Below are 23,795 nucleotides of genomic sequence, written 5' to 3'. Positions count from 1 at the left end.
AGGGTATTGATCCAATTTGGCAAAATCGTGACAGCGATGGTAACGCCGTTTGATCATAAAGGAAATATCGATTTTGCAAAAACGACCAAGCTTGTCGATTATTTGCTCGAAAACGGAACAGATTCGCTCGTTGTTGCCGGAACGACAGGCGAATCGCCAACATTAACAACGGAAGAAAAAGTTGCTTTATTCCGTCACGTTGTTTCGGTTGTGAACGGGAGAGTTCCAGTTATTGCTGGGACTGGAAGCAACAATACACACGCATCGATTGAGTTGACGAAGAAAGCGGAAGAAGCTGGCGTCGATGCGGTAATGTTAGTAGCGCCGTATTATAATAAACCGAATCAAGAAGGGTTATATCAACACTTCAAAGCGATTGCCGAAAGCACGTCGCTTCCGGTGATGCTCTATAATATTCCTGGACGTTCTGTTGTGAACATGTCTGTTGACACGGTTGTTCGTTTATCGGAAATTCCAAACATCGTTGCTATAAAAGATGCGAGCGGCAATTTAGATACGATGACGGAAATAATCGCCCGGACGAGAGAGGATTTTCTGCTTTACAGCGGTGACGATAACATCACCCTTCCGGTATTGGCGATTGGCGGTGCCGGCGTTGTGTCTGTTGCCTCTCATATTATTGGCAATGAAATGCAACAAATGATTGCTGCTTTCGAAGCAGGGGAACTTGCCAAAGCGGCAAAACTGCATCAAAAGCTGTTGCCAATTATGAAAGGGTTATTTGCAGCGCCAAATCCTGTACCGGTAAAAACGGCGCTGCAGTTAAAAGGATTAGACGTTGGTTCTGTTCGTCTGCCGCTTGTCCCGCTTACCGAACAAGAGCGCATCGAGCTAATGAATTTATTAAATACATTATAAAAGCCAAAAGGAAAACCAATCCGCATAGGCGGATTGGTTTTTTGCTGTTATAAAGCGCTTCATAAATCATCTTGTATTCAAAATCTCCCATCAGTTATAATAAAATCAAGTGACTTTGAGCGGGTTAGTATCATCATAGGAGGACGTGACATTGAAAACGAAACAAGTAGAGAAAATAAGGATTTTTTCCCTTGGGGGAGTCGGGGAAATCGGTAAAAACATGTATGTGGTCGAGCTGGATGACGACATTTTTGTGATCGACGCCGGCGTCATGTTTCCTGAGGACGAGATGCTTGGGATTGACAAAGTGATTCCTGACATTAGCTATCTCATTGAACGCCAAGATCGCATTAAAGCAATTTTTTTAACCCACGGGCATGAGGAACATATTGGCGCCATTGCTTACGTGTTGAAAAAGATTACGGCGGTGCCGGTGTACGGAACAAAGCTTACGTTAGGATTGGCAGAATCGATTTTGAAGGAACAGGGGATTACAAACGCAAAACTAATCGAAATTCGCTCCGATTCGGAAATTTTGTTTGATAAAGCAAAAGTGACGTTTTTCCGAACGATTCATAGCATCCCTGATTCGGTTGGGATTAGCATTCATACATCCCAAGGCGCCATTGTCTATACGAGCGACTTTAAATTTGACCAGACTCCATATGGCAAAAATCGAGCCGATTTAGGGAAAATGGCGCAGATTGGCGAACAAGGAGTGCTTTGCCTATTATCCGATAGTACGAATGCGGAAAGACCGGGTTATACGGGATCGGACACGCTTGTAGCCCAGGAAATTGCCGATGTTATTTATAACGCGAATGGTCGGGTTTTTGTTGCTTGCTATGCGTCGAACATCACCAGAATTCAACAAGTATTACATGCGGCAAAAATGTACGGACGGAAGGTAGCGGTTGTAGGGAAAACGTTGCATAAAGTGATGGATATTGCTGTTCGGCTTGGATATTTACATCTTCCGGAAAAAGTGACTATTTCCATCCATGACATTGACCGCTATGATGACAAGGAACTTATTATTTTAACAACAGGCGGGCATGGCCAACCGATGAGCGCATTGGCCCGTATGGCTAAACAAGTACACAAGCAGGTCAACATAAAAGAAGGAGATACTGTCATTGTTGCGGCATCGGTGATGCCTGGATATGAATTAGTATTTTCAAAAACCATTGATGCACTGTATCGTGCCGGAGCGAACGTCATTTACCGCGAGAGAAAAGTGCACGTGTCTGGACACGCATGCCAAGAAGAATTGAAGCTAATGCTTAATTTAATGAAACCGAAATATTTTATTCCTGTTCATGGCGAATATCGTATGCAAAAAGCACACGCTAATCTTGCAAAAGCGGTTGGCATCTCCGAAGATAGGACGTTTTTGATTGACAAAGGTGATGTCATTGAATTTCGCAATGGAGTAGCGCGTCCTGGAGGAAAAGTTCCGTACGGCAACATTTTGATTGATGGTCTTGGCATAGGCGATGTTGGCAACATTGTTTTAAGAGACCGGCGTCTTCTTTCGCAAGATGGGATTTTAATTGTTGTCGTTACATTGAGCAAAGAGTCAAAAAAAATTATCGCTGGACCGGAAATTATTTCGCGTGGTTTTGTCTATGTCAGAGAATCAGAATCATTGCTTGATGAAGCAACAAAAATCGTTGCAAATATTGTGAATAAATGCTTGCAAACCTATATGATCGAATGGTCGTCATTAAAATCAAACATTCGCGAAGCATTGAGCCAATTTTTATTTGAAAAAACAAAACGAAAACCGATGATTTTACCAATTATTATGGAAGTATAATACAATCATGCTCAAAGTCAACGAACATGCCGATAGGAAATTCCTATCGGCATTTTTCTTTTCCAACTCGAGCATACTATATGTATGACGGAAAGAAAGGAGAATATGCATGGAAAAAGAGCGTTACATACAATCGGAATCAGAAGAAAACCAAGAAACGAAAGAGGAACAAGTAACAGCGGCGATTCAACAGCTAGGTCAAACAAACATTCCGCAAATGACGCCGGATACAAACATTCATTGTTTAACGATTGTCGGGCAAATTGAGGGACATATTCAACTTCCACCGCAAAATAAAGCGACGAAGTACGAACATGTTATTCCACAAATTGTCGCCATTGAACAAAATCAAAATATTGAAGGCCTGCTCGTTATTTTAAATACGGTAGGCGGAGATGTAGAAGCAGGATTAGCGATTGCGGAAATGCTTGCGTCCTTATCGAAACCGACCGTTTCTATCGTATTAGGAGGCGGTCATTCGATTGGTGTGCCGATTGCGGTTTCTTGTGATTATTCATTTATTACCGAAACGGCAACGATGACGATTCACCCTGTTCGATTGACTGGGCTGGTCATTGGCGTTCCGCAAACATTTGAATATTTGGATAAAATGCAAGAGCGAGTTGTTCGCTTTGTTACAAAACATTCCAAAATTACGGAAGAAAAATTTAAGGAACTTATGTTTTCCAAAGGGAATTTAACGCGTGATATCGGCACCAATGTTGTCGGCCCTGATGCGGTAAAATACGGACTTATTGATGAAGTCGGCGGCGTTGCTCAAGCGATGAACAAATTGCGCGAATTAATTGAACTGAACAAATCAGGGGAAAGGAAGATTGTCCAATGATTTTATATACGATCATGCCGGAACATCTTATCTTCCAAACTGCCAAGGAAGAATACGAAAAACGAACAATGGTATACTATGATGGAATTCCATTTCTTGTACAAAAAACGGAAACCAATGAATATGAAATTGTTCAAAATTTAAGTACGAATCCGCTTCATTTTTTAGAACAAAAATATGCACCAGGAACGAGATTTACGATTTCTTCCACAACATCGTAATGAATTCCATGTCCATTCGTGATATAATAATAAACAAACGGAAAAAAGCAGCCAAGTATGGCTGCTTTTTTCCAATCTTTCAGTTTGTTTATTGGAGTGAATAGTTGTGGCAAAACGGAAACGACAGAAAAAATCAAGACGGCCAAAGCAGTCAAAGCAACATTGGAAAGAAGCGTTTCAATTTGAATTGCTTGGTCTTACGATGTTAGCGATTTCCGTCATCGCGATGGCGCGTCTTGGGCTAGTTGGAAAGACGCTCGTATTTATTGCGCGTTTTTTCTTTGGAGAATGGTATATGCTGCTGTTTGTAGCCTTATTTATATTGTCGTTTTATATCATTTGGAAGCGTGCATGGCCTTCGTTTACTCATCGCATTCTTCTCGGTTTATATATTATCGTTTCCGCGCTTTTATTACTAAGTCACGAAACGTTATTCGATTTATTGTCCCGACGCGGGCAATTTGACCCTAGCATCATTCGAACAACATGGGAGTTGTTTTGGAACGAAGTGCGGGGAGAATCGGCGAATACTGATTTAGGCGGCGGGATGGTCGGGGCGTTTTTCTTCGCGGCAAGCTATCAATTATTTGATGAACTTGGAACAAAATGGATTTGTTTTTTTCTTTTTATCATCGGGGCCGTTTTTATTACCGGAAAATCATTGAGTGAAACAGTGGGAAAAGTGGTGATCATAATCGCTTCTTTTCTCAAGGAGCAATGGCTGGCGTTTGTTGCGGATATAAAACAGTGGGGCGGTAAAAAGCAGGGACGAAAACGGCAAAAAACAAGAACTCCACAACCCGACAAGCAACATGACAGCACAGAAGAGGAGCCGATCATACAAGAAGGAGAAACGCTCTCTCCTCCGCCGATTATTTCTGATTTTACTGCCGCGCGTTCGAATGAGATAGAACAAGAACGAGAGCAGGAAAACGCAGAAGACATTGAGGAAGAGGCGTCTGGGCCGTTAGCGTTTTCGGAAATGGAAAATATTGATTATCAACTTCCGCCTCTTGAACTGCTCCATCTTCCAAAACAATCAAACCAAGCGAAAGATCATGCAAACATTTATGCAAATGCGCGCAAGCTGGAAAAAACATTTCAAAGCTTCGGTGTAAAGGCGAAAGTAACCCAAGTTCATCTTGGCCCTGCAGTAACGAAATATGAAGTATATCCGGACGTAGGGGTGAAGGTAAGCAAAATTGTTAGTTTGAGCGACGACCTTGCCCTTGCGCTAGCTGCAAAAGACATTCGTATTGAAGCGCCGATTCCCGGAAAATCCGCGATCGGCATTGAAGTTCCAAATGAAGAAATTGCGACCGTTTCTTTAAGAGAAGTGTTAGAAGCGATCGATCATTACAAACATGAAGCGAAACTATTAATTCCGCTAGGCCGTGACATCTCTGGCGAAGTCGTTGCAGCTGAGCTTAACAAAATGCCGCATTTATTAATTGCCGGGGCAACGGGAAGCGGGAAAAGTGTGTGCATTAATGGAATTATCGTAAGCTTGCTTATGCGTACAAAGCCGCATGAAGTAAAATTAATGATGATTGACCCGAAAATGGTAGAATTAAGCGTGTATAACGGAATACCGCATTTGTTGGCTCCGGTTGTGACGAATCCGAAAAAAGCGTCACAAGCGTTAAAAAAGGTTGTTCAAGAAATGGAAAGAAGATATGAATTATTTTCACATACAGGCACACGAAATATCGAAGGGTATAATGAATACGTGCAGCGCCATAATCAAGAATCGGAAGGAAAACAGCCGCTTCTTCCTTATATTGTCGTTATTATTGATGAGCTGGCAGATTTAATGATGGTTGCTTCTTCCGATGTAGAGGATTCGATTACGCGCTTGGCGCAAATGGCGCGCGCGGCAGGAATTCATTTAATTATTGCGACACAGCGGCCTTCGGTTGACGTCATTACAGGTGTCATTAAAGCAAACATTCCGTCACGGATCGCTTTTAGCGTTTCTTCCCAAACCGATTCGCGGACTATTTTGGATATGGGGGGAGCGGAAAAACTGCTGGGCCGTGGCGATATGCTGTTTTTGCCGATGGGTGCTTCCAAACCGATTCGTGTCCAAGGAGCGTTTGTTTCCGATGAAGAAGTCGAAGAGGTTGTCGATTTTGTTATTTCCCAGCAAAAAGCACAATATTATGAAGAGATGATGGTCAGCGAAGAAAATAGTGAGAGCGAGGAATTTGACGATGAATTGTATGATGAAGCGGTTCGGCTTGTTGTAGAGATGCAAAGTGCTTCGGTTTCCATGCTGCAACGGCGCTTTCGCATCGGTTATAATCGTGCGGCTCGTCTCATAGATGCGATGGAGGCACGTGGAGTTGTTGGACCCTATGAAGGAAGTAAACCTCGCGCTGTACTTATTCCAAAAGAAAATGTAAAAACATCATAGGGGAGCAGGCAAACTTGTTGCCTGCTCTTTTAAAAAATATATCACATTGAAAACGTTATCAATCGTTTTTTTGCTTTTTTCGACAAAATTTTTATTTACTATTTATTTATCCCAAAAAAAATGGTATAGTAATCTCGAAGAGTCTACATGTCTAACGTCAGAGGTCTGATATCTGTTGAAATGAAAAATGGGGGATTTTTTCATGTCCATCAAGTCAGACAACCGTCACCTATATTTACAAGTGATTGATCGAATTAAGCGTGATATTGAAACAGGCGTGTATAAAGAAAAACAAAAGCTCCCATCGGAATTTGAATTAGCGAAACAACTAGGTGTCAGCCGTGCAACATTGCGTGAGGCATTGCGTGTTTTAGAGGAAGAAAACGTGATTATTCGCCGGCATGGTGTTGGAACGTTCGTCAATGCAAGACCGCTGTTTACATCGGGGATCGAGCAGTTAAGCAGCGTTACTGATATGATTCGGCAGGCAGGTCGAAAACCTGGAACGATTTTTTTATCTTCTTCCATTCAACAGCCAACGGAAGATGACATCCGGAGATTTCAATGTTCGGCGGACGATGACATTCTTTTGATTGAACGTGTCCGTACAGCTGACGGGGAGCCTGTTGTATATTGTATAGACAAAATTTTATGTAAATATTTACCAAAAGGAATTTCCTATGAGCAAGAATCCCTTTTTGAAAACTTACACAATCAGGCGAATCGCGATATTGCTTATGCTGTAGCTCGCATTGAACCGCTCGGTTACCATGAGAAAGTGTCGCCGATTTTGCAATGTGAGCCAGAAACTGCGCTTCTTGTGTTAAAGCAAATGCATTTTGATAAAAATGATGAGCCGATTTTTTATTCCATCAACTATTTCCGTTCTGACAAAATCAGCTTTCATGTACTTCGAAAACGCCTTAGTTTTTAAGGAGGTGACATCCATACATAGAAATATAGGGATGATTTTATAATAAGTAAGAAAGCACAACAATTTTTTTATGGATTAGGGGGTATTTTAATGAAAAAACGATTTGGACTCGCCCTTTCCCTTGTTTTAGCAGCAGGTACACTGTTAAGTGCATGCGGTGGACAAGGGGGGAATAATGCTGGTGACAAAGGCAAAGACACGTTTAGTGTTGCGATGGTAACAGACGTTGGCGGTATTGATGACAAATCTTTCAACCAATCTGCTTGGGAAGGTTTGCAAAAATTTGGAAAAGAGAATGGCTTGAAAAAAGGCCGAGGCGGTTATGATTATTTACAATCATCAAGCGATGCTGACTATCCGACAAACTTAAATAAGCTTGTGCGCAGCGACTTTGATTTGATTTATGGAATTGGATATTTAATGGGAGATGCAGTAAAAGAAGTTGCTGAACAAAACCCGAAAAAGCATTTTGCGATCGTTGACACGGTTGTTGAACAACCAAACGTAGCTAGCATTACGTTCAAAGAGCATGAAGGTTCATTCCTTGTTGGTGTCGTTGCCGGCTTAACAACAAAAACGAATAAAATCGGATTTATCGGCGGCATGGAAATTCCATTAATTGAGAAGTTTGAAAGCGGATTCCTTGCAGGAGTAAAAGCTGTTAATCCGAAAGCGAAAGTCGAAGTGCAATATGCCGGTGCGTTTGACCAAGCGGATAAAGGAAAAGCGATTGCATCAAGCATGTATGCTTCCGGAGTCGATGTCATTTATCATGCCGCTGGCGGAACAGGAAATGGTTTGTTCTCTGAAGCAAAAGACTTGAAAAAGAAAGATCCGAACCGTGAAATTTGGGTAATCGGTGTGGATAAAGACCAATCGCCTGAAGGTGTTGTGAAAGTTGGCGGCAAAACGTATAACGTTACATTAACATCGATGGTAAAACGTGTCGATGTGGCTGTATATGACTTGGCAAAACGAGCAAAAGATGGCGATTTCCCTGGCGGAAAAACGCTTGAATATGGTCTTCAAGAAGACGGGGTTGGCATTGCGCCTACACAAGACAACATTAAGCCGGAAGTGTTAAAAGCAGTCGATGAATGGAAGCAAAAAATCATCAAAGGCGAAGTAAAAGTTCCAATGACTCGCAAAGAATACAAACAGTTTGAAGCATCCTTAAAATAATTGAATAAAAAGGCTAGTGGTTACGCTAGCCTTTTTATTCGCAAAAAATCATAAAATGAAAGGCTGCAATCGGATATTGCATCCTTCCATTTTATGATTTTACCTTGCTTAAGTAAGGAGTGAATTTATTTGGAATATGTTATTGAAATGTTGAACATTCGAAAAGTGTTTGGCAATTTTGTCGCAAACGACAACATTACATTGCAGTTAAAAAAGGGGGAAATTCATGCGCTCTTAGGGGAAAACGGAGCAGGAAAATCGACGCTCATGAACGTGCTGTTTGGCCTTTATCAGCCGGATGGCGGCGAGATTCGCGTAAAGGGCCAAAAGGTAAACATTACTGATCCAAACGTTGCGAATGAACTTGGGATTGGCATGGTGCATCAACATTTTATGCTTGTTGATACGTTTACAGTCACGGAAAACATTATTTTAGGCAGTGAACCGAAAAAAGGCGGAATCATTGATATAAAGCGCGCAGAACAAGAAGTACGCGAACTGTCGGAACGGTACGGTCTTGCGGTAGACCCGACGGCGAAAATCGCTGATATTTCGGTTGGCATGCAGCAGCGCGTCGAGATTTTAAAAACGCTATATCGCGGGGCGGACATTTTAATTTTTGACGAACCAACGGCAGTGTTGACTCCGCAGGAAATACATGAACTGATTCAAATTATGAAAAAGTTGGTGAAAGAAGGAAAATCGATTATTTTAATTACCCATAAGTTAAAGGAAATAATGGAAGTATGCGATCGTGTCACCGTTATTCGCCGCGGAAAAGGAATCGCTACTTTAAATGTTTCAGAAACAAATCCAAATGAGCTTGCCTCTCTTATGGTCGGCCGCGAAGTGCAGTTTAAAACAGAAAAAAAACCAGCACAGCCAGGCAAACCAGTGCTGGAAATTAAAGATTTAGTCGTAAAAGACGCGCGCGGCGTGGCTGCCGTCAATCATTTAGACTTAACGGTGCATGCTGGAGAAATTGTGGGTATTGCAGGGGTAGACGGCAATGGGCAGACAGAACTGATTGAGGCGCTTACAGGGCTTGTTAAGGTGGAATCGGGATCGATTTTGTTGAACGGCCGCGATATTACGAACCTTCCGCCGCGAAAAATTACCGAAGCAGGCGTCGGCCATATCCCGCAGGATCGCCATAAACATGGCCTTGTTCTGGACTTTCCAATTGGGGAAAATATGGTGCTGCAAACATATTACAAATCCCCATATTCGAAACGCGGAATTTTAAATTTTAAAGCGATTTACGACAAAGCGCGTCAGCTTATTGCCGAATTCGATGTGCGCACGCCGGACGAATTTACGAAAGCGCGCGCCCTGTCTGGCGGGAACCAACAAAAAGCGATTATCGGCCGGGAAGTAGATCGAAATCCAGATTTGCTTATTGCCGCACAGCCAACACGCGGTCTGGATGTCGGGGCAATTGAATTTATTCATAAACGTTTAATTGAACAGCGTGATCAAGGAAAAGCGGTGCTTCTTGTTTCATTTGAGCTAGATGAAGTCATGAATGTAAGTGACCGTATTGCTGTTATTTACGAAGGAAAAATTGTTGCCATCGTTGATCCGAAAGAGACGACAGAGCAAGAACTCGGATTATTAATGGCGGGAAGTAAACGGAAGGAAGCAGGTGTGTCTTCATGAAGTTGAGTGAACTTAAAAAATTTTTTGTTTCCGCATCGTCTGCCTTTGTTGTTCCTGTATTGGCCGTATTGTTAGGGATGATTGTCGGTGCGGTTGTAATGATCGCAAGCGGTTATAATCCGCTCGCCGGATATTCGTCTCTTCTATACGGTGCATTTGGCGATCCATATTACATTGGAGAAACGATTCGACAAACGACACCTTATATTTTAGCAGGTCTTGCAGTTGCTTTTGCCTTCCGTACCGGTTTGTTTAACATCGGTGTAGAAGGTCAGCTTATTGTTGGCTGGCTTGCGGCGGTATGGGTCGGTGTATCGTTTGAACTTCCAAAGGTCATTCACCTGCCGATGGCGATTTTAGCGGCAGCGCTGGCAGGAGCGATATGGGCGCTCATTCCAGGGATTTTAAAGGCGTATTTAAGAGTCCATGAAGTGATTGTTACCATTATGATGAACTATATTGCCCTTCATGTGACAAACGCTATTATTCGCTCTGTTTTATCGGATGAAGGGTTTAAATCAAAGCCTGTGCATGAAAGCGCATCGCTTCGTTCGGAGTTTTTAGAATCCATTACGTATCACTCTTCCGTACATTATGGCATTATTTTCGCGATCATCGGTGCGGTCGTTATGTGGTTTCTTCTTGAAAAAACGACAAAAGGATTTGAACTGCGCGCTGTTGGGTTTAACCAGCATGCTTCTCAATATGCAGGAATGAATGTAAAAGCAAATATTATTTTGTCCATGATCATTTCTGGAGCATTCGCTGGAATCGCTGGGGCGATGGAAGGTCTCGGCACTTTCGGAAATATTTCCGTGAAAGCCGGTTTTACCGGTGTAGGATTTGATGGAATTGCTGTGGCGCTGATTGGCGGAAACAACGCATTTGGAATACTGCTATCAGCATTATTATTTGGCGCGTTGAAAGTTGGGGCGCTTGAAATGCCGTCAAGCGCTGGTGTGCCAACAGAACTAGTGGATATTATTATTGCACTCATTATTTTCTTTGTCGCGTCAAGTTATGTCATTCGTTTATTACTATCTCGTTTGAAAAAGGGGGCGGAATAAGTGAGCGTCTATGAAGTATTGCAAGTAATTATTCCTTCTGCCATTTTCTTTGCTGCTCCCCTTATTTTTACAGCGCTTGGCGGCGTATTTAGCGAACGATCCGGCGTTGTGAATATTGGTTTAGAAGGGTTAATGACCATTGGAGCATTTATTGGCATTGTTTTCAATTTAACGTTTGCTGATAAATTTGGAACGCTTACCCCATGGCTCGCTTTACTCGTTGCGATGGTTGTCGGCACCATTTTTTCGCTGTTTCATGCCGTTGCATCTATTTCGTTTCGCGCTGATCAAGTGGTTAGCGGTGTGGCGATTAACTTTTTAGCGCTTGGATTGTCGCTCTTTTTAGTCAAAAAAATATACGGAAAAGGGCAAACCGATCAGATTCAAGTTGGATTTGATAAAATAGACATTCCGGTATTAAGTGATATTCCAGTGATCGGGCCGCTCTTTTTCTCCAATATGTACATTCCATCATATTTGGCGATTATTTTGGCGTTTGTCGTATGGTATGTCATTTACAAAACGCCGTTTGGCCTTCGTCTTCGCGCAGTCGGTGAACATCCGATGGCAGCGGATACGATGGGAATTAATGTGACGAAAATGCGCTATATTGCCGTTATGATCAGCGGAGCGTTAGGTGGGCTTGGCGGTGCGGTGTATGCGATGATCATTTCGCGCGATTTCAGCCATGCGACGATTTCCGGGCACGGCTTTATGGCGCTTGCAGCGATGATTTTCGGAAAATGGCATCCGATTGGGGCGATGGGAGCTGCGTTGTTCTTTGGTTTGGCACAAAGTTTAAGTATAGTTGGAAAAACGCTTCCATTTTTAAAAGATGTACCGACGGTTTATTTGCTGATTGCTCCATATGTGCTAACGATTTTAGCGCTTGCCGGCTTTATCGGGCGCGCGGAAGCACCGAAAGCTTTAGGTACGCCTTATATTAAAGGAAAACGGTAAAAGACGTAATGAAAATCGTGAAAAAAGAACTCGATCGTAAAGTTCGAGTTCTTTTTTGCTTTTATTTGCATTTTATGTTTTGTGAAAGGTATATTGTTGATATGATGAACACAACAATAAAATATCGATAAGTTTACAAAGGAGGAGTTCGATTGATCAATGAAAAAATAACGACAATCCAAAACATGAACGTCCATACGATTCCGACCGATAAATATAAAACAAATACACTTGTATGGAAAATGAAAGCACCGCTTACAAAAGAAACGGTTACGTTACGCGCGCTTTTGCCGTATGTGCTTCAAAGCGGCACGGCGGAGTACCCAAGTGTAAAACAATTGCGCACATATTTAGATGAACTGTATGGCGCAACATTAAATGTGGATTTATCGAAAAAAGGCGAAAGCCATATTATTACGATTCGAATCGATGTGGCAAACGAAGTGTTTTTACAAGAGAAAATTCCGCTTCTTCGCAAAGCGCTCAAGCTGTTAAGCGATGTTGTTCTTCGTCCCGCTTTGCAAGACGGCCGGTTTGTCGATCACATTGTCGCACAAGAAAAGCGAGCGCTTAAGCAGCGTATTCAAGCCGTGTACGACGATAAAATGCGGTATGCCAACTTGCGGCTTATTCAGGAAATGTGCAAAGGAGAACCGTATGCCCTGCACGCGAATGGCGAGCTAGACGATGTGGATCGCATTACTGCAGAGCAGCTGTTTCAATATTATAAAAAAACGCTGGAAGAAGACGAAATCGATTTATACGTCATTGGTGATGTACAAGAAGAGACCGTATTGGAAGCAGTTGCATCGCATTTTTCACTGCCAAACCGCACGGTTCGCGCATCTGTGAGAGAAACAGTTTCAACTAAAACGCGCGATAAAGTAAATGAAGTGATCGAAAAACAAGATGTCAAACAAGGAAAATTGAACATCGGTTATCGGACGAACGTCACGTATGAAGACGATGACTATTACGCGCTCCAAATGTTTAATGGCATTTTTGGCGGTTTTTCTCATTCGAAATTGTTTATCAATGTTCGTGAAAAAGCAAGTTTAGCGTATTACGCCGCTTCGCGTTTAGAAAGCCATAAAGGGTTATTAATGGTGATGTCCGGCATCGAACCGTCCAATTATCAAAAAGCGTTGCAAATTATTGAAAAACAAATGGAAGCGATGAAAAACGGTGATTTTACCGATGAAGAAATCACGCAAACAAAAGCGGTTATTCGCAATCAATTGTTAGAAACGATCGATACGCCGCGCGGATTGGTGGAAGTGCTTTACCATAACGTTGTCTCAAAGCGGAAACGGCCAATTGAAGAATGGCTATCAGGTGCAGATCGCGTATCGCGGGAGGAAATCGTGCGCGTTGCAGGCAAGGTCGAGCTCGACACGATTTACTTCCTGACCGGAATGGAGGGAGCGGAATAATTATGGAGAAAATTGTATACGAACAGCTGCAAGAACAACTGTTTTATGAAAAAATGGAAAATGGTTTAGATGTGTACATTTTGCCAAAAAAAGGGTTTCATAAAACGTACGCAACGTTTACGACCAAATATGGATCGGTCGACAATCAATTCGTTCCGCTCGGAAAGACCGAGATGAAGCAGGTGCCGGATGGAATCGCTCACTTTTTAGAGCATAAACTGTTTGAAAAAGAAGATGGCGATGTGTTCCAGCAGTTCAGTAAACAAGGAGCATCCGCAAACGCCTTCACCACGTTTACGCGTACGGCCTACTTGTTTTCGAGTACAGCAAATGTGGAAAAAAATTTAGAAACGCTCATCGATTTTGTGCAAAGCCCATATTTTTCCGATCAAACGGTAGAAAAAGAAAAAGGAATTATCGGCCAAGAAATTCGCATGTATGATGACAATCCGGACTGGCGCGTTTATTTCGGCGTCATTGAAAGCTTGTATCAAAACCATCCGGTGAAAATTGATATTGCCGGTACGGTTGAATCCATTTCTCATATTACGAAAGAATTGTTATATGAATGTTACGAAACGTTTTACCATCCGAGCAATATGCTGCTTTTTATCGTCGGGCCGGTCGATGAACAAAAAATAATGCAGCAAATTCGCGATAACCAAGCAAAAAAATCGTTTCCGCAAGCTAGTGAGATTCAGCGCTTTGTGTACGATGAACCGAAAGAGAGAGCGGAAGAAAAGAAAGTCATTCCGATGCACGTGCAAACGAGTAAATGTCTTGTCGGAATCAAGGCGCCAACTGTTCACCCAGCCGGTAAAGAAAAATTAATTCATGAGTTAGCGTTCAATGTTTTGTTAGATTATTTATTCGGAAAAAGTTCGCCGCATTATGAACGGTTGTATCAGCTTGGGCTTATTGATGAAACATTTATGTACGATTATACAGAAGAGCGGGAATTTGGCTTTGCCATGGTCGGCGGGGATACGAGCGATCCAGATCGGCTTAGCGAAGAAGTGAAACAAATATTGTTGTCGTTTTCCGGTGATTCCATGACAGAATCAGAATTAGAGAGAGTGAAAAAGAAAAAAATCGGTGCGTTTTTACGCTCGCTTAACTCTCCAGAATATATCGCCAACCAGTTTACGCGATACGCATTTAACGAAGTAAGCTTGTTTGATGTTATTCCAGTATTACAATCATTAACGATCGAACAGATGGATCAAATTGCAAAACAATGTTTCCGCGAATCCCAAATTGCGGTATGCCAAGTTGTTCCAAAAGAAAGAAAGTAGCATCCTTCATTATGGAGGGTGCTTTTTTAGGGGGATTATCATGAAATATGCGCTTATTACTGGAGCAAGCGGAGGAATTGGGACAAGCATCGCCCGCCAACTTGCTTCTGATGGTTACGGGCTTTTTTTGCATTATCATCGCCGGTATGAACGAGTAGAAAAACTGAAAAACGAGTTAGCAAATGTCCATGTCATTCCTGTCCAAGCGGATCTTTCGGATGAAAATGGAGCAAGCATGCTTCTTTCTCAAATCAATCGTCCCATCGATGTCATTATTCATAATAGCGGAAACAGCTATTACGGTCTCATTACGGATATGAGCGATGAGCTTGTTAGGAAAATGGTTCAGCTTCATGTGACAAGTCCGATTTTATTGACGAAAAAACTACTGCCGCGGATGATTGCGAACAAGCGGGGAAACATCGTTGTTATTTCTTCGATTTGGGGACTTACAGGTGCTTCTTGCGAAGTCGTCTATTCCATGGTCAAAGGCGGACAAAATGCGTTTGTAAAAGCGCTCGCAAAAGAAGTGGCGCCCAGCGGAATTCGTGTGAATGCCGTCGCTCCAGGGGCCATTGATACAGATATGTTGCGCCGGTTCAGTGATGAGGAATTGCAATCCATTGCGGACGATATTCCGATCGGGCGTATCGGCACACCCGATGAGGTTGCGAAAACAGTGTCATTTTTGCTTTCCGATGCTGCTTCATACATAACGGGACAAATTATTTCCGTCAATGGCGGTTGGTACTGTTAAGTATATTTTATCAAAAAGCAGGCAAACTATCCTTGAAACGAAAATGAAGGAGGTTAAACATATGTCTGTATTAGATAACTTTGAACAATGGAAAGACTTCCTGGCAAATCGTCTTGAACAAGCGCAACAACAAGGATTAAGCCAACAAGTGATTTCAGACATCGCTTATCAAATCGGTGATTACCTAGCAAAACAAGTAGATCCAAAAAACCCGGAAGAACGGTTGCTTGCGGACCTTTGGAAGGTTGCAGACGAACAAGAGCAGCACGCTATCGCCAACATGATGGTAAAATTAGTGCAACAACAATAACGTGTAGAGAGGGGTTCCCTCTCTTTTTTCATTCCAGTCCCTTTTCTGTTGCTTTTCCATTCGATATTATAGTAGTATGAATTTATCATAGGGAGTTTGTGCGGGCATTAAGGATGAGGGAGGAAAGATGGGATGGGGAAGCAAGAGTGGTATTTGGAATATGAGATACATATTAATCGCCCGGGTTTGTTAGGCGATGTTGCTTCATTATTAGGAATGCTGTCTATTAATATCGTTACGATTAACGGTGTCCGCGATTCGCGGCGCGGCATGCTTCTACTTTGTGATAATAACGAACAAATCGAACGATTGTCTACCATTTTGCAAACGATGGATAATATTACAGTGACGAAGCTGCGCCAGCCAAAACTGCTTGATCGCCTTGCCGTCCGCCACGGCCGCTACATTCAGCGGGATGCCGATGACAAAAAAACGTTCCGCTTTGTCCGTGACGAGCTTGGGCTGCTTGTTGATTTTATGGCGGAAATTTTTAAAGAGAAAGGCCATAAACTTATTGGCATCCGCGGAATGCCGCGCGTCGGCAAAACCGAGTCGATCGTTGCGGCAAGTGTTTGTGCGAATAAACGATGGCTTTTTGTATCCTCAACGCTGATTAAGCAGACGGTGCGCAGCCAGCTGATCGAAGGCGAATATAGCGAAGATAATATTTTTATTATTGACGCCATCGTGTCTACTCGGCGGGCAAATGAGAGACATTGGCAACTGATTCGCGAACTGATGCGCCTTGAGGCGACAAAAGTGGTGGAACACCCAGATATTTTTGTCCGCCATACCGAATACACTCTTGATGATTTTGACTATATTATTGAGTTGCGCCATGATCCAAATGAAGAGATTACGTACGATGTCATTGATCAGCCGTCACTGTTTGGAAACGATGTTTTTTCAGAATTTGATTTTTAATCAAAAAATGGAAGGTGTTTGTCGTTGACGGAACTAGGTAAACGTTTGAAGGAAGCAAGAGAAGCGAAAAACATTAGTTTGGACGAGTTGCAAGAGATGACGAAAATTCAAAAGCGCTATTTAATCGGTATTGAAGAAGGAAATTATGCGATTATGCCGGGGAATTTTTATGTTCGGGCGTTCATTAGGCAATACGCCGAAGCAGTTGGGCTTGACCCGGACGAAATATTTGAACAGTACAAACAAGATATTCCACAATCATATGATGAAGAAATCCCTCAGCAATTATCGCGAGTAAAAACGCGGCAACAAATTTCACCGAACAGCACGAAATGGTTAGATTTGCTTCCAAAATTGCTTATTGCTGCAGGGATTGTCGGCATTGCTGTTGTGATTTGGCTGTTTTTGCAACAAAATAACGCAGAGGACAAACCGCAAAATCAAATTGCCGGGGAGACGACGGAGGTAGAACGCTCGAAAAATTCACCGCTTGAAAAAGCGAAAAAAGAAGAAAAAGAGAAAAAACAAGAAGCTGAGGACAAACAACCAAAAGCGGAAAAAGAAACGGAAAAATCACCTTCTTCAGCTGCGACGCTTACTGTTGTCGAAACACGCGGTAATTTATCGACAATCGAATTAACAAATACAAACGAATTTGTTATTGAATTGACGTCAAAAGGAAACTCTTGGGTAGAGGTATATAATACAAAAGGCCACTCCTTTTTCAAAGGAAATTTAACGAACGGGCAAACGCAAACGTTTGACTTATCAGCAGAGGCGGAAGTGTTTGTAAAAATCGGGAGAACGCTCGATGTCGACATAAAAGTAAATGGACAACCTTTCACCTATCCAATGGACCCAAAAGACGAAGTATATCAAAAAATGAAATTTATCTTTAAAAAATCATAAAGTCATCTTTCCTGTAGATGGCTCTTTTCACATGTTTGCTAGCGGAGGTATTCAGAGTGAATTTACCTAATAAAATAACAGTCGCAAGAATTATGCTAATACCGTTATTTTTGATTGTCATGTTAGTTCCGTTTGGATGGGGCAGCGTGAAAATAGGAACAGACACGCTGCCAATTGCCCATCTGATTGGTGCGCTTATTTTCATTATTGCCTCGACAACTGACTGGATTGACGGATATTATGCCCGTAAATATCAGCTAGTAACTAATTTAGGAAAGTTTTTAGATCCGCTTGCGGATAAACTGCTTGTATCGGCAGCGCTCATTGTACTTGTTGAGCTAAAGGCCGCTCCTTCATGGATGGTGATCATCATCATTAGCCGTGAATTTGCGGTTACGGGGCTTCGGCTTGTGCTTGCAGGAGAAGGGGAAGTAATGGCTGCCAACATGCTTGGTAAAATTAAAACATGGACGCAGATTGTCGCCATTTCCGCCCTTCTTTTACATAATTTCCCTTTTTCTCTTATTTCATTTCCGTTTGCCGATTTAGCGCTTTGGGTTGCAGTCATTTTTACGATTTGGTCCGGATGGGATTACTTTGCGAAAAATAAACATGCTTTTTTGCATTCAAAGTAGAAAGATGTACGCAGTCAAACAAAGGGGGCATTTTCATTGAATGCGGAGATTATTGCTGTCGGCTCTGAGTTATTGCTTGGGCAGATTGCCAACACGAATGCACAGTTTTTATCTGAAAAGCTCGCTGAACTTGGAATCAATGTCTATTTTCATACCGTTGTAGGCGACAATGCCGGCCGGCTCGAACAGGCGGTAAGAGTGGCGCAGGCGCGTGCCGAACTCATTATTTTTACTGGCGGGCTTGGGCCGACGAAAGATGATTTAACGAAAGAAACGATCGCCCGCCTGTTAGGGCGCGAGCTTGTGATCGATGAGGAAGCGCTTCGTTCCATTGAAGCATATTTTGCCCGCACAAACCGGACCATGACAGAAAATAATAAAAAACAGGCGCTTGTATTACAAGGATCTACTATATTGAAAAACGAACACGGAATGGCACCTGGAATGGCAATTACGCTGAATTCAATTACGTATATGCTTCTTCCCGGCCCTCCAAAAGAAATGCAGCCGATGTTTCTCAAATATGGCCGACCGTTTTTAATGGAACAGCTTGGCCGTCATGAGCGCATTGAATCGCGTGTATTACGCTTTTTCGGAATCGGTGAGTCGCAGCTGGAAACAGACATTGAAGATCTTATTGATCAACAATCAAACCCGACGATTGCCCCGCTTGCTGGTGACGGAGAAGTAGCGTTGCGCTTGACCGCGAAACACCATTCCGAAATCGAAGCAAAAAAACTTTTAGATAAAACGGAACAAGCGATTTTAGAGCGCGTCGGCCGCTATTTTTATGGCTATAATGACGAAACGTTGTTTAAAAAGACCGTGAAGATGTTGAAGGAAAAAAAGAAAACGATCGCGGCGGCAGAAAGCCTCACAGGCGGACTTTTCTTAACCGAATTAACGGCCATTCCCGGCGCTTCTCAAGTTGTCCGCGGCGGAGTTGTCTGCTATGCCAATGAAGTAAAAGAGAAAGTTCTTCACGTTCCTGCTTCTGTTTTGACAACGGATGGAGCAGTAAGCGAACGTTGTGCGCAGCTATTAGCGGAAAATGTCCGCGCACTTTGTCATGCTGATATTGGCATCAGTTTTACAGGCGTAGCAGGACCAGACCCGCTTGAAGGAAAGCCAGTCGGCACTGTATATATTGGCATTTCCACCCCTGAAAACGAGACAGAAGTCTATGCCCTTGCATTACCCGGTCAGCGTGATGCGATTCGAATTCGTACCGCGAAATATGGTTGCTCCATTATATTAAAAAAATTGGCGGCTGCATATGAAGGGTAGCTGCCTTTCCTCTTTGATGTTCCCCCGCTTTTTATTTCATCACAAATGGAGAATGTTTCTATTTTCTCCACAAGAAAAACGAATGAACGTTCGATTTTTTTCTTGGCAACAGCCCTAAAAAACGGTATAGTATAAGTAGTTGAGAAAAAGGAGGAGTTTGTTAGTGAATCAAGACCGTCAAGCCGCCTTAGAACAGGCGTTAAAACAGATCGAAAAGCAATTTGGAAAAGGCTCGATCATGAGACTTGGAGAACAAACAGACCGGAAAATTTCCACTGTATCAAGTGGATCGCTTGCACTGGATATCGCTTTAGGAGTCGGCGGATATCCGCGTGGACGCATTGTTGAAATATATGGGCCTGAATCTTCCGGGAAGACAACAGTTGCGCTTCATGCGATTGCCGAAGTGCAAAAACAGGGGGGACAAGCTGCGTTTATTGATGCGGAGCACGGTGCGACCTGTTGCTAACCCAAGTATGGTGGAAACACCATACGAAAAGTTAGCGGGACCGAATTACAGTAGGTCCTAACTGCACCACCGAGAGCTCGGTGAAAGTCCGAGACAGGAATGAAGGTTGGCATTCCTGCCCTAATACCCCGACGTGCGGTAATGGTGCGCAACATTACCGTGCGAAGCTCGGAGAGGACGGCGAAAAGCAGACCTGAGAAGTGGTTAGCGAAGTAGCCGGGGGTCCATAAAACTCCTATGGCCAGAGAACGCAGAGTGCGTTGGAACGAACCGCCGGAAGTACGGCTCGTAAGGCGTGGAGCACCGAATAAAGAAGGTGCTCACCTCCTTAGAGAGGCTCAGCCCCGGATCGAGTATTCGTGTTTGCTCGATCTGGATTGATCCCACAGAGGATCTTTGCCTTGAGTCCTCCAACCGTGGACGAAAAGGTGGCTGACGGGTCAGAGGCGGGGCCTAAGGGAGTATGTAAGGATAGGTGGTGCGGTACAGGTGAACCACCCCAGTGGATGTTAAGGGGTGCGCACCCCGATGCCACTAAGCAGTAGGAAATGACTGCTGAAGGGGTGGGGCAGCAGCCCGTAGTAGTGATGAAGCAGGGTAATGCCTGCGGAGCGAAGGGGCATAGTCGAGTACCTTTTGGTTACTAACCCCAGACGTCGATTAGGAAGCCGTGAGGAAATCCGCAAGGATTTCGGTGAGCAAAACTGATTAACAACGTGTATGGTACAAATCCCGACGGAAAGGATTTGATACTATCAAACACACGTTTCAAGAACTAATCAGCCCGAGGTCGGAAGAAAAGTATAGGAAGTATATACACGGGTGAAGTCTTGGGTGTAATTAGTAACCGGGGGTACTCGATGGAACGCCGTGTGCGGGGAAACTCGCACGCACGGTGTGAAGCGGGGGAAAATAGCCCCTCCGGGTAATGCCGAGGGTGACTATTACCTATCGCTATCGCTTGATCCAGTTTATGCACAAAAGCTAGGCGTAAACATCGATGAGTTGTTGCTTTCCCAGCCGGATACAGGAGAACAGGCATTGGAGATTGCCGAGGCATTAGTAAGAAGCGGCGCGGTTGATATTATCGTTATTGACTCTGTTGCGGCGCTTGTACCGAAAGCGGAAATTGAAGGAGAAATGGGCGATGCCCACGTTGGTTTGCAAGCGCGTCTTATGTCACAAGCATTGCGCAAATTATCCGGAGCGATTAATAAATCAAAGGCAATCGCTATTTTCATCAACCAAATTCGCGAAAAAGTCGGAGTGATGTTTGGAAATCCGGAGACGACACCAGGCGGCCGAGCTCTAAAATTTTATGCTTCGGTCCGTTTAGAAGTGCGCCGTGCCGAACAAATTAAACAGGGCAATGACATGGTTGGAAATAAAACAAAAATTAAAGTAGTAAAAAATAAAGTTGCCCCTCCATTTAAAACGGCTGATGTAGATATTATGTACGGAGAGGGAATTTCCCGAGAAGGCGAAATCATCGATATGGCATCAGAGCTGGATATCGTGCAAAAAAGCGGTTCTTGGTATTCGTATAAAGACGAGCGTCTAGGCCAAGGACGTGAAAATGCAAAACAGTTTTTAAAAGAAAATCCGCATATCGCTGAAGAAATTGCACAAGAAATCCGTAGACATTACGGAATTGAATCGCCTTCTGTTTCGAACAACGCAAACGAGACGCAACAAGAGGAGCTTGGATTTTTAGAAGACTAAACCTAGGGAGGAAATGCTGTTTCCTCTCTTTTTTATTTTTTCTGATTTGTGACAGGGAGAAACTTCTATATCTTGACAATAAATTTTGCCACCTTTAAAATTAACATGTATATTTTATACAAAGAATCAGCCACGAAAGTCCGTGACTCCGGCTAAATGAAAGTGGCTCATGCACAAAACATGAATGTATTTTGGATTGAGCCAACTGTATAAAAACACTAATGATGTTTTTTTATTGTCTGTAAACATTTAGCAGAAACTGGAGCGCGTCCGCATGAAAAATGGAAAGAAAGTTCTCGCTTGATCGGCTTTAGCGGCGCATACGTTCGGCTAATGGGCGGATATATGTGTTGCTGATTTCGATGTCAGTAAGTATGGTACTGTATGTTGAAACGTTTGTAACAACGTACATGCCGACAGTTATTTCGAAATAATTTTATAGCAAGAGGAGGTGAAAAAAATGGGGTCAATCATCATCTCCGCTTTGCTTGCCTTAGTTGTCGGTGCCGTTGTCGGCTTTTTTATTCGAAAATCCATTGCAGAAGCGAAAATTGGCGGTGCACAAGCAGCTGCAAACCAAATCATTGAAGATGCGAAACGAGAAGCTGATGCGCTGAAAAAGGAAGCGCTTCTTGAAGCAAAGGATGAAATTCATAAACTTCGTACAGAGGTTGAACGTGAAATTCGCGATCGAAGAAGCGAGTTGCAAAAACAAGAAAACCGATTGCTGCAAAAAGAAGAAAATCTTGACCGAAAAGATGAGGCGCTGAATAAACGAGAAGCGCTCTTAGAATCGAAAGAGGAAGCACTGAATCAAAGACAACAACATATTGAACAGATGGAAAGCAAAGTGGAAGAGCTCGTTCAAAAGGAACAAATGGAATTGGAACGAATTTCTGGTCTAACACGCGAAGAAGCACGCCAAGTTATTTTGGAGCGTGTCGAAAAAGAGCTATCTCATGAAATTGCAATGATGGTGAAAGAAGCCGAGACCCGCGCGAAAGAAGAGGCGGATAAAAGAGCAAAAGCAATTTTATCGCTGGCGATTCAGCGCTGTGCGGCTGACCATGTCGCCGAAACGACCGTATCTGTCGTTAATTTGCCAAACGATGAAATGAAAGGCCGGATCATTGGTCGTGAAGGACGGAATATTCGTACGCTTGAAACGCTCACCGGTATTGATTTAATTATCGATGATACGCCGGAGGCAGTTATTTTATCGGGATTTGATCCAATCCGCCGTGAAACGGCTAGAATTGCTTTAGACAAACTTGTTCAAGATGGACGCATTCACCCGGCAAGAATTGAGGAAATGGTCGAAAAAGCAAGACGTGAAGTGGATGAGCATATTCGTGAAGTCGGCGAACAAACCACCTTTGAAGTTGGCGTTCACGGGTTACATCCGGATTTAATAAAAATTTTAGGACGCCTCAAATTCCGGACAAGCTACGGGCAAAACGTCTTGAAGCATTCAATTGAAGTGGCGTTTTTAGCCGGGTTGATGGCGGCGGAACTTGGCGAAGATGAAATGTTAGCAAGACGTGCTGGCCTCCTGCACGATATTGGCAAGGCGATTGACCATGAAGTGGAAGGAAGCCATGTTGAAATCGGTGTAGAATTGGCGACAAAATATAAAGAACACCCGGTTGTCATTAACAGCATCGCTTCCCATCATGGTGATACGGAGCCAACTTCCGTCATTGCCGTGCTCGTTGCAGCGGCTGATGCACTTTCTGCGGCAAGACCGGGAGCGCGCAGTGAAACATTGGAAAACTATATTCGCCGCCTCGAAAAATTGGAGGAAATCGCTGAATCGTACGAAGGTGTGGAGAAATCATATGCGATTCAAGCAGGTCGAGAAGTGCGTATTATGGTGAAGCCGGATATGATTGATGATTTAGAAGCGCATCGATTGGCGCGGGAAATTCGTAAACGGATCGAGGAGGAACTCGATTATCCGGGACACATTAAGGTTACCGTTATTCGTGAAACAAGAGCGGTAGAATATGCAAAATAAAGTGGCGATATTGCCACTTTATTTTTTTTATATTTTGTGCCAAACTTGAACTA

The 23,795-nt window shown here is 43.2% G+C and carries 19 protein-coding genes and 2 pseudogenes; all 21 read left to right on the top strand.

Annotation, left to right across the window (positions count from 1 at the left end; genetic code table 11):
• Positions 1-6 precede the first annotated feature (6 nt).
• The 21 genes and pseudogenes from dapA (at position 7) to rny (ending at position 23,742) form a co-directional block, all read left to right on the top strand.
• The gene (gene dapA, locus NXM86_RS12050; protein ID WP_015863502.1) at positions 7-879 is read left to right on the top strand and encodes a 4-hydroxy-tetrahydrodipicolinate synthase; all 873 of its coding nucleotides are present in this window, start codon (positions 7-9) and stop codon (positions 877-879) included.
• A 151-nt stretch (positions 880-1,030) separates the two neighbouring features.
• Positions 1,031-2,698, top strand: coding sequence for a ribonuclease J (locus NXM86_RS12045; protein ID WP_015863503.1), 1,668 nt, complete (start codon positions 1,031-1,033; stop codon positions 2,696-2,698).
• Between the two features lie 109 nt (positions 2,699-2,807).
• On the top strand, positions 2,808-3,545 hold the full coding sequence (locus NXM86_RS12040) for a ClpP family protease (RefSeq protein WP_015863504.1): 738 nt from the start codon (positions 2,808-2,810) through the stop codon (positions 3,543-3,545).
• The gene (locus tag NXM86_RS12035) at positions 3,542-3,766 is read left to right on the top strand and encodes a YlzJ-like family protein (protein ID WP_015863505.1); all 225 of its coding nucleotides are present in this window, start codon (positions 3,542-3,544) and stop codon (positions 3,764-3,766) included. Before NXM86_RS12040 ends, NXM86_RS12035 begins: the two co-directional genes overlap by 4 nt.
• Positions 3,767-3,872: 106 nt before the next feature.
• A complete protein-coding gene (locus NXM86_RS12030; protein WP_081188557.1) occupies positions 3,873-6,182 on the top strand; it encodes a DNA translocase FtsK in 2,310 nt (769 codons plus the stop codon).
• Between the two features lie 202 nt (positions 6,183-6,384).
• On the top strand, positions 6,385-7,116 hold the full coding sequence (locus NXM86_RS12025; protein WP_015863507.1) for a GntR family transcriptional regulator: 732 nt from the start codon (positions 6,385-6,387) through the stop codon (positions 7,114-7,116).
• A gap of 90 nt (positions 7,117-7,206) precedes the next feature.
• Positions 7,207-8,298: a BMP family lipoprotein gene (locus tag NXM86_RS12020; RefSeq protein ID WP_062753334.1), complete on the top strand. Its 1,092-nt coding sequence runs from the start codon at positions 7,207-7,209 to the stop codon at positions 8,296-8,298.
• A 129-nt stretch (positions 8,299-8,427) separates the two neighbouring features.
• A complete protein-coding gene (locus NXM86_RS12015; protein ID WP_062678192.1) occupies positions 8,428-9,957 on the top strand; it encodes an ABC transporter ATP-binding protein in 1,530 nt (509 codons plus the stop codon).
• Positions 9,954-11,024: an ABC transporter permease gene (locus NXM86_RS12010; protein WP_015863510.1), complete on the top strand. Its 1,071-nt coding sequence runs from the start codon at positions 9,954-9,956 to the stop codon at positions 11,022-11,024. The genes NXM86_RS12015 and NXM86_RS12010 overlap by 4 nt, the downstream gene beginning before the upstream one ends.
• Positions 11,025-11,984 (top strand): ABC transporter permease, encoded by a 960-nt coding sequence (locus NXM86_RS12005; RefSeq protein WP_081188553.1) that lies wholly within the window; start codon positions 11,025-11,027, stop codon positions 11,982-11,984. It abuts the gene before it with no gap.
• Between the two features lie 152 nt (positions 11,985-12,136).
• Positions 12,137-13,417 (top strand): EF-P 5-aminopentanol modification-associated protein YfmF, encoded by a 1,281-nt coding sequence (gene yfmF, locus NXM86_RS12000; RefSeq protein ID WP_171698677.1) that lies wholly within the window; start codon positions 12,137-12,139, stop codon positions 13,415-13,417.
• A gap of 2 nt (positions 13,418-13,419) precedes the next feature.
• Complete coding sequence (gene yfmH, locus NXM86_RS11995; protein WP_015863513.1) at positions 13,420-14,712, top strand: EF-P 5-aminopentanol modification-associated protein YfmH; 1,293 nt, start codon at positions 13,420-13,422, stop codon at positions 14,710-14,712.
• A 40-nt stretch (positions 14,713-14,752) separates the two neighbouring features.
• Positions 14,753-15,469: an elongation factor P 5-aminopentanone reductase gene (ymfI, locus tag NXM86_RS11990; RefSeq protein ID WP_015863514.1), complete on the top strand. Its 717-nt coding sequence runs from the start codon at positions 14,753-14,755 to the stop codon at positions 15,467-15,469.
• A gap of 61 nt (positions 15,470-15,530) precedes the next feature.
• Complete coding sequence (locus NXM86_RS11985) at positions 15,531-15,779, top strand: DUF3243 domain-containing protein (protein WP_062678189.1); 249 nt, start codon at positions 15,531-15,533, stop codon at positions 15,777-15,779.
• Positions 15,780-15,911: 132 nt separating this feature from the next.
• The gene (locus NXM86_RS11980) at positions 15,912-16,703 is read left to right on the top strand and encodes a DUF3388 domain-containing protein (RefSeq protein ID WP_015863516.1); all 792 of its coding nucleotides are present in this window, start codon (positions 15,912-15,914) and stop codon (positions 16,701-16,703) included.
• A 24-nt stretch (positions 16,704-16,727) separates the two neighbouring features.
• Entirely contained in the window at positions 16,728-17,612 is an 885-nt protein-coding gene (locus NXM86_RS11975) for a helix-turn-helix domain-containing protein (RefSeq protein ID WP_081188547.1), read from the top strand.
• 56 nt (positions 17,613-17,668) lie between these two features.
• Complete coding sequence (gene pgsA / locus NXM86_RS11970; RefSeq protein WP_015863518.1) at positions 17,669-18,247, top strand: CDP-diacylglycerol--glycerol-3-phosphate 3-phosphatidyltransferase; 579 nt, start codon at positions 17,669-17,671, stop codon at positions 18,245-18,247.
• A gap of 36 nt (positions 18,248-18,283) precedes the next feature.
• Positions 18,284-19,534, top strand: a complete 1,251-nt coding sequence (locus tag NXM86_RS11965; RefSeq protein WP_498958084.1) for a competence/damage-inducible protein A — start codon at positions 18,284-18,286, stop codon at positions 19,532-19,534.
• Positions 19,535-19,697: 163 nt separating this feature from the next.
• Positions 19,698-19,985: pseudogene (locus NXM86_RS11960) on the top strand (recombinase RecA); the annotation flags it as partial.
• A 975-nt stretch (positions 19,986-20,960) separates the two neighbouring features.
• Positions 20,961-21,725: pseudogene (recA, locus tag NXM86_RS11955) on the top strand (recombinase RecA); the annotation flags it as partial.
• 460 nt (positions 21,726-22,185) lie between these two features.
• Positions 22,186-23,742: a ribonuclease Y gene (gene rny / locus NXM86_RS11950; protein WP_015863523.1), complete on the top strand. Its 1,557-nt coding sequence runs from the start codon at positions 22,186-22,188 to the stop codon at positions 23,740-23,742.
• The last annotated feature ends 53 nt before the right edge of the window (positions 23,743-23,795 follow it).

The sequence above is a fragment of the Geobacillus sp. CX412 genome, assembly GCF_027942335.1.
GTDB classification, from domain to species: Bacteria; Bacillota; Bacilli; order Bacillales; family Anoxybacillaceae; genus Parageobacillus_B; species Parageobacillus_B toebii.
This window is presented reverse-complemented; position numbering and strand designations above follow the sequence as displayed.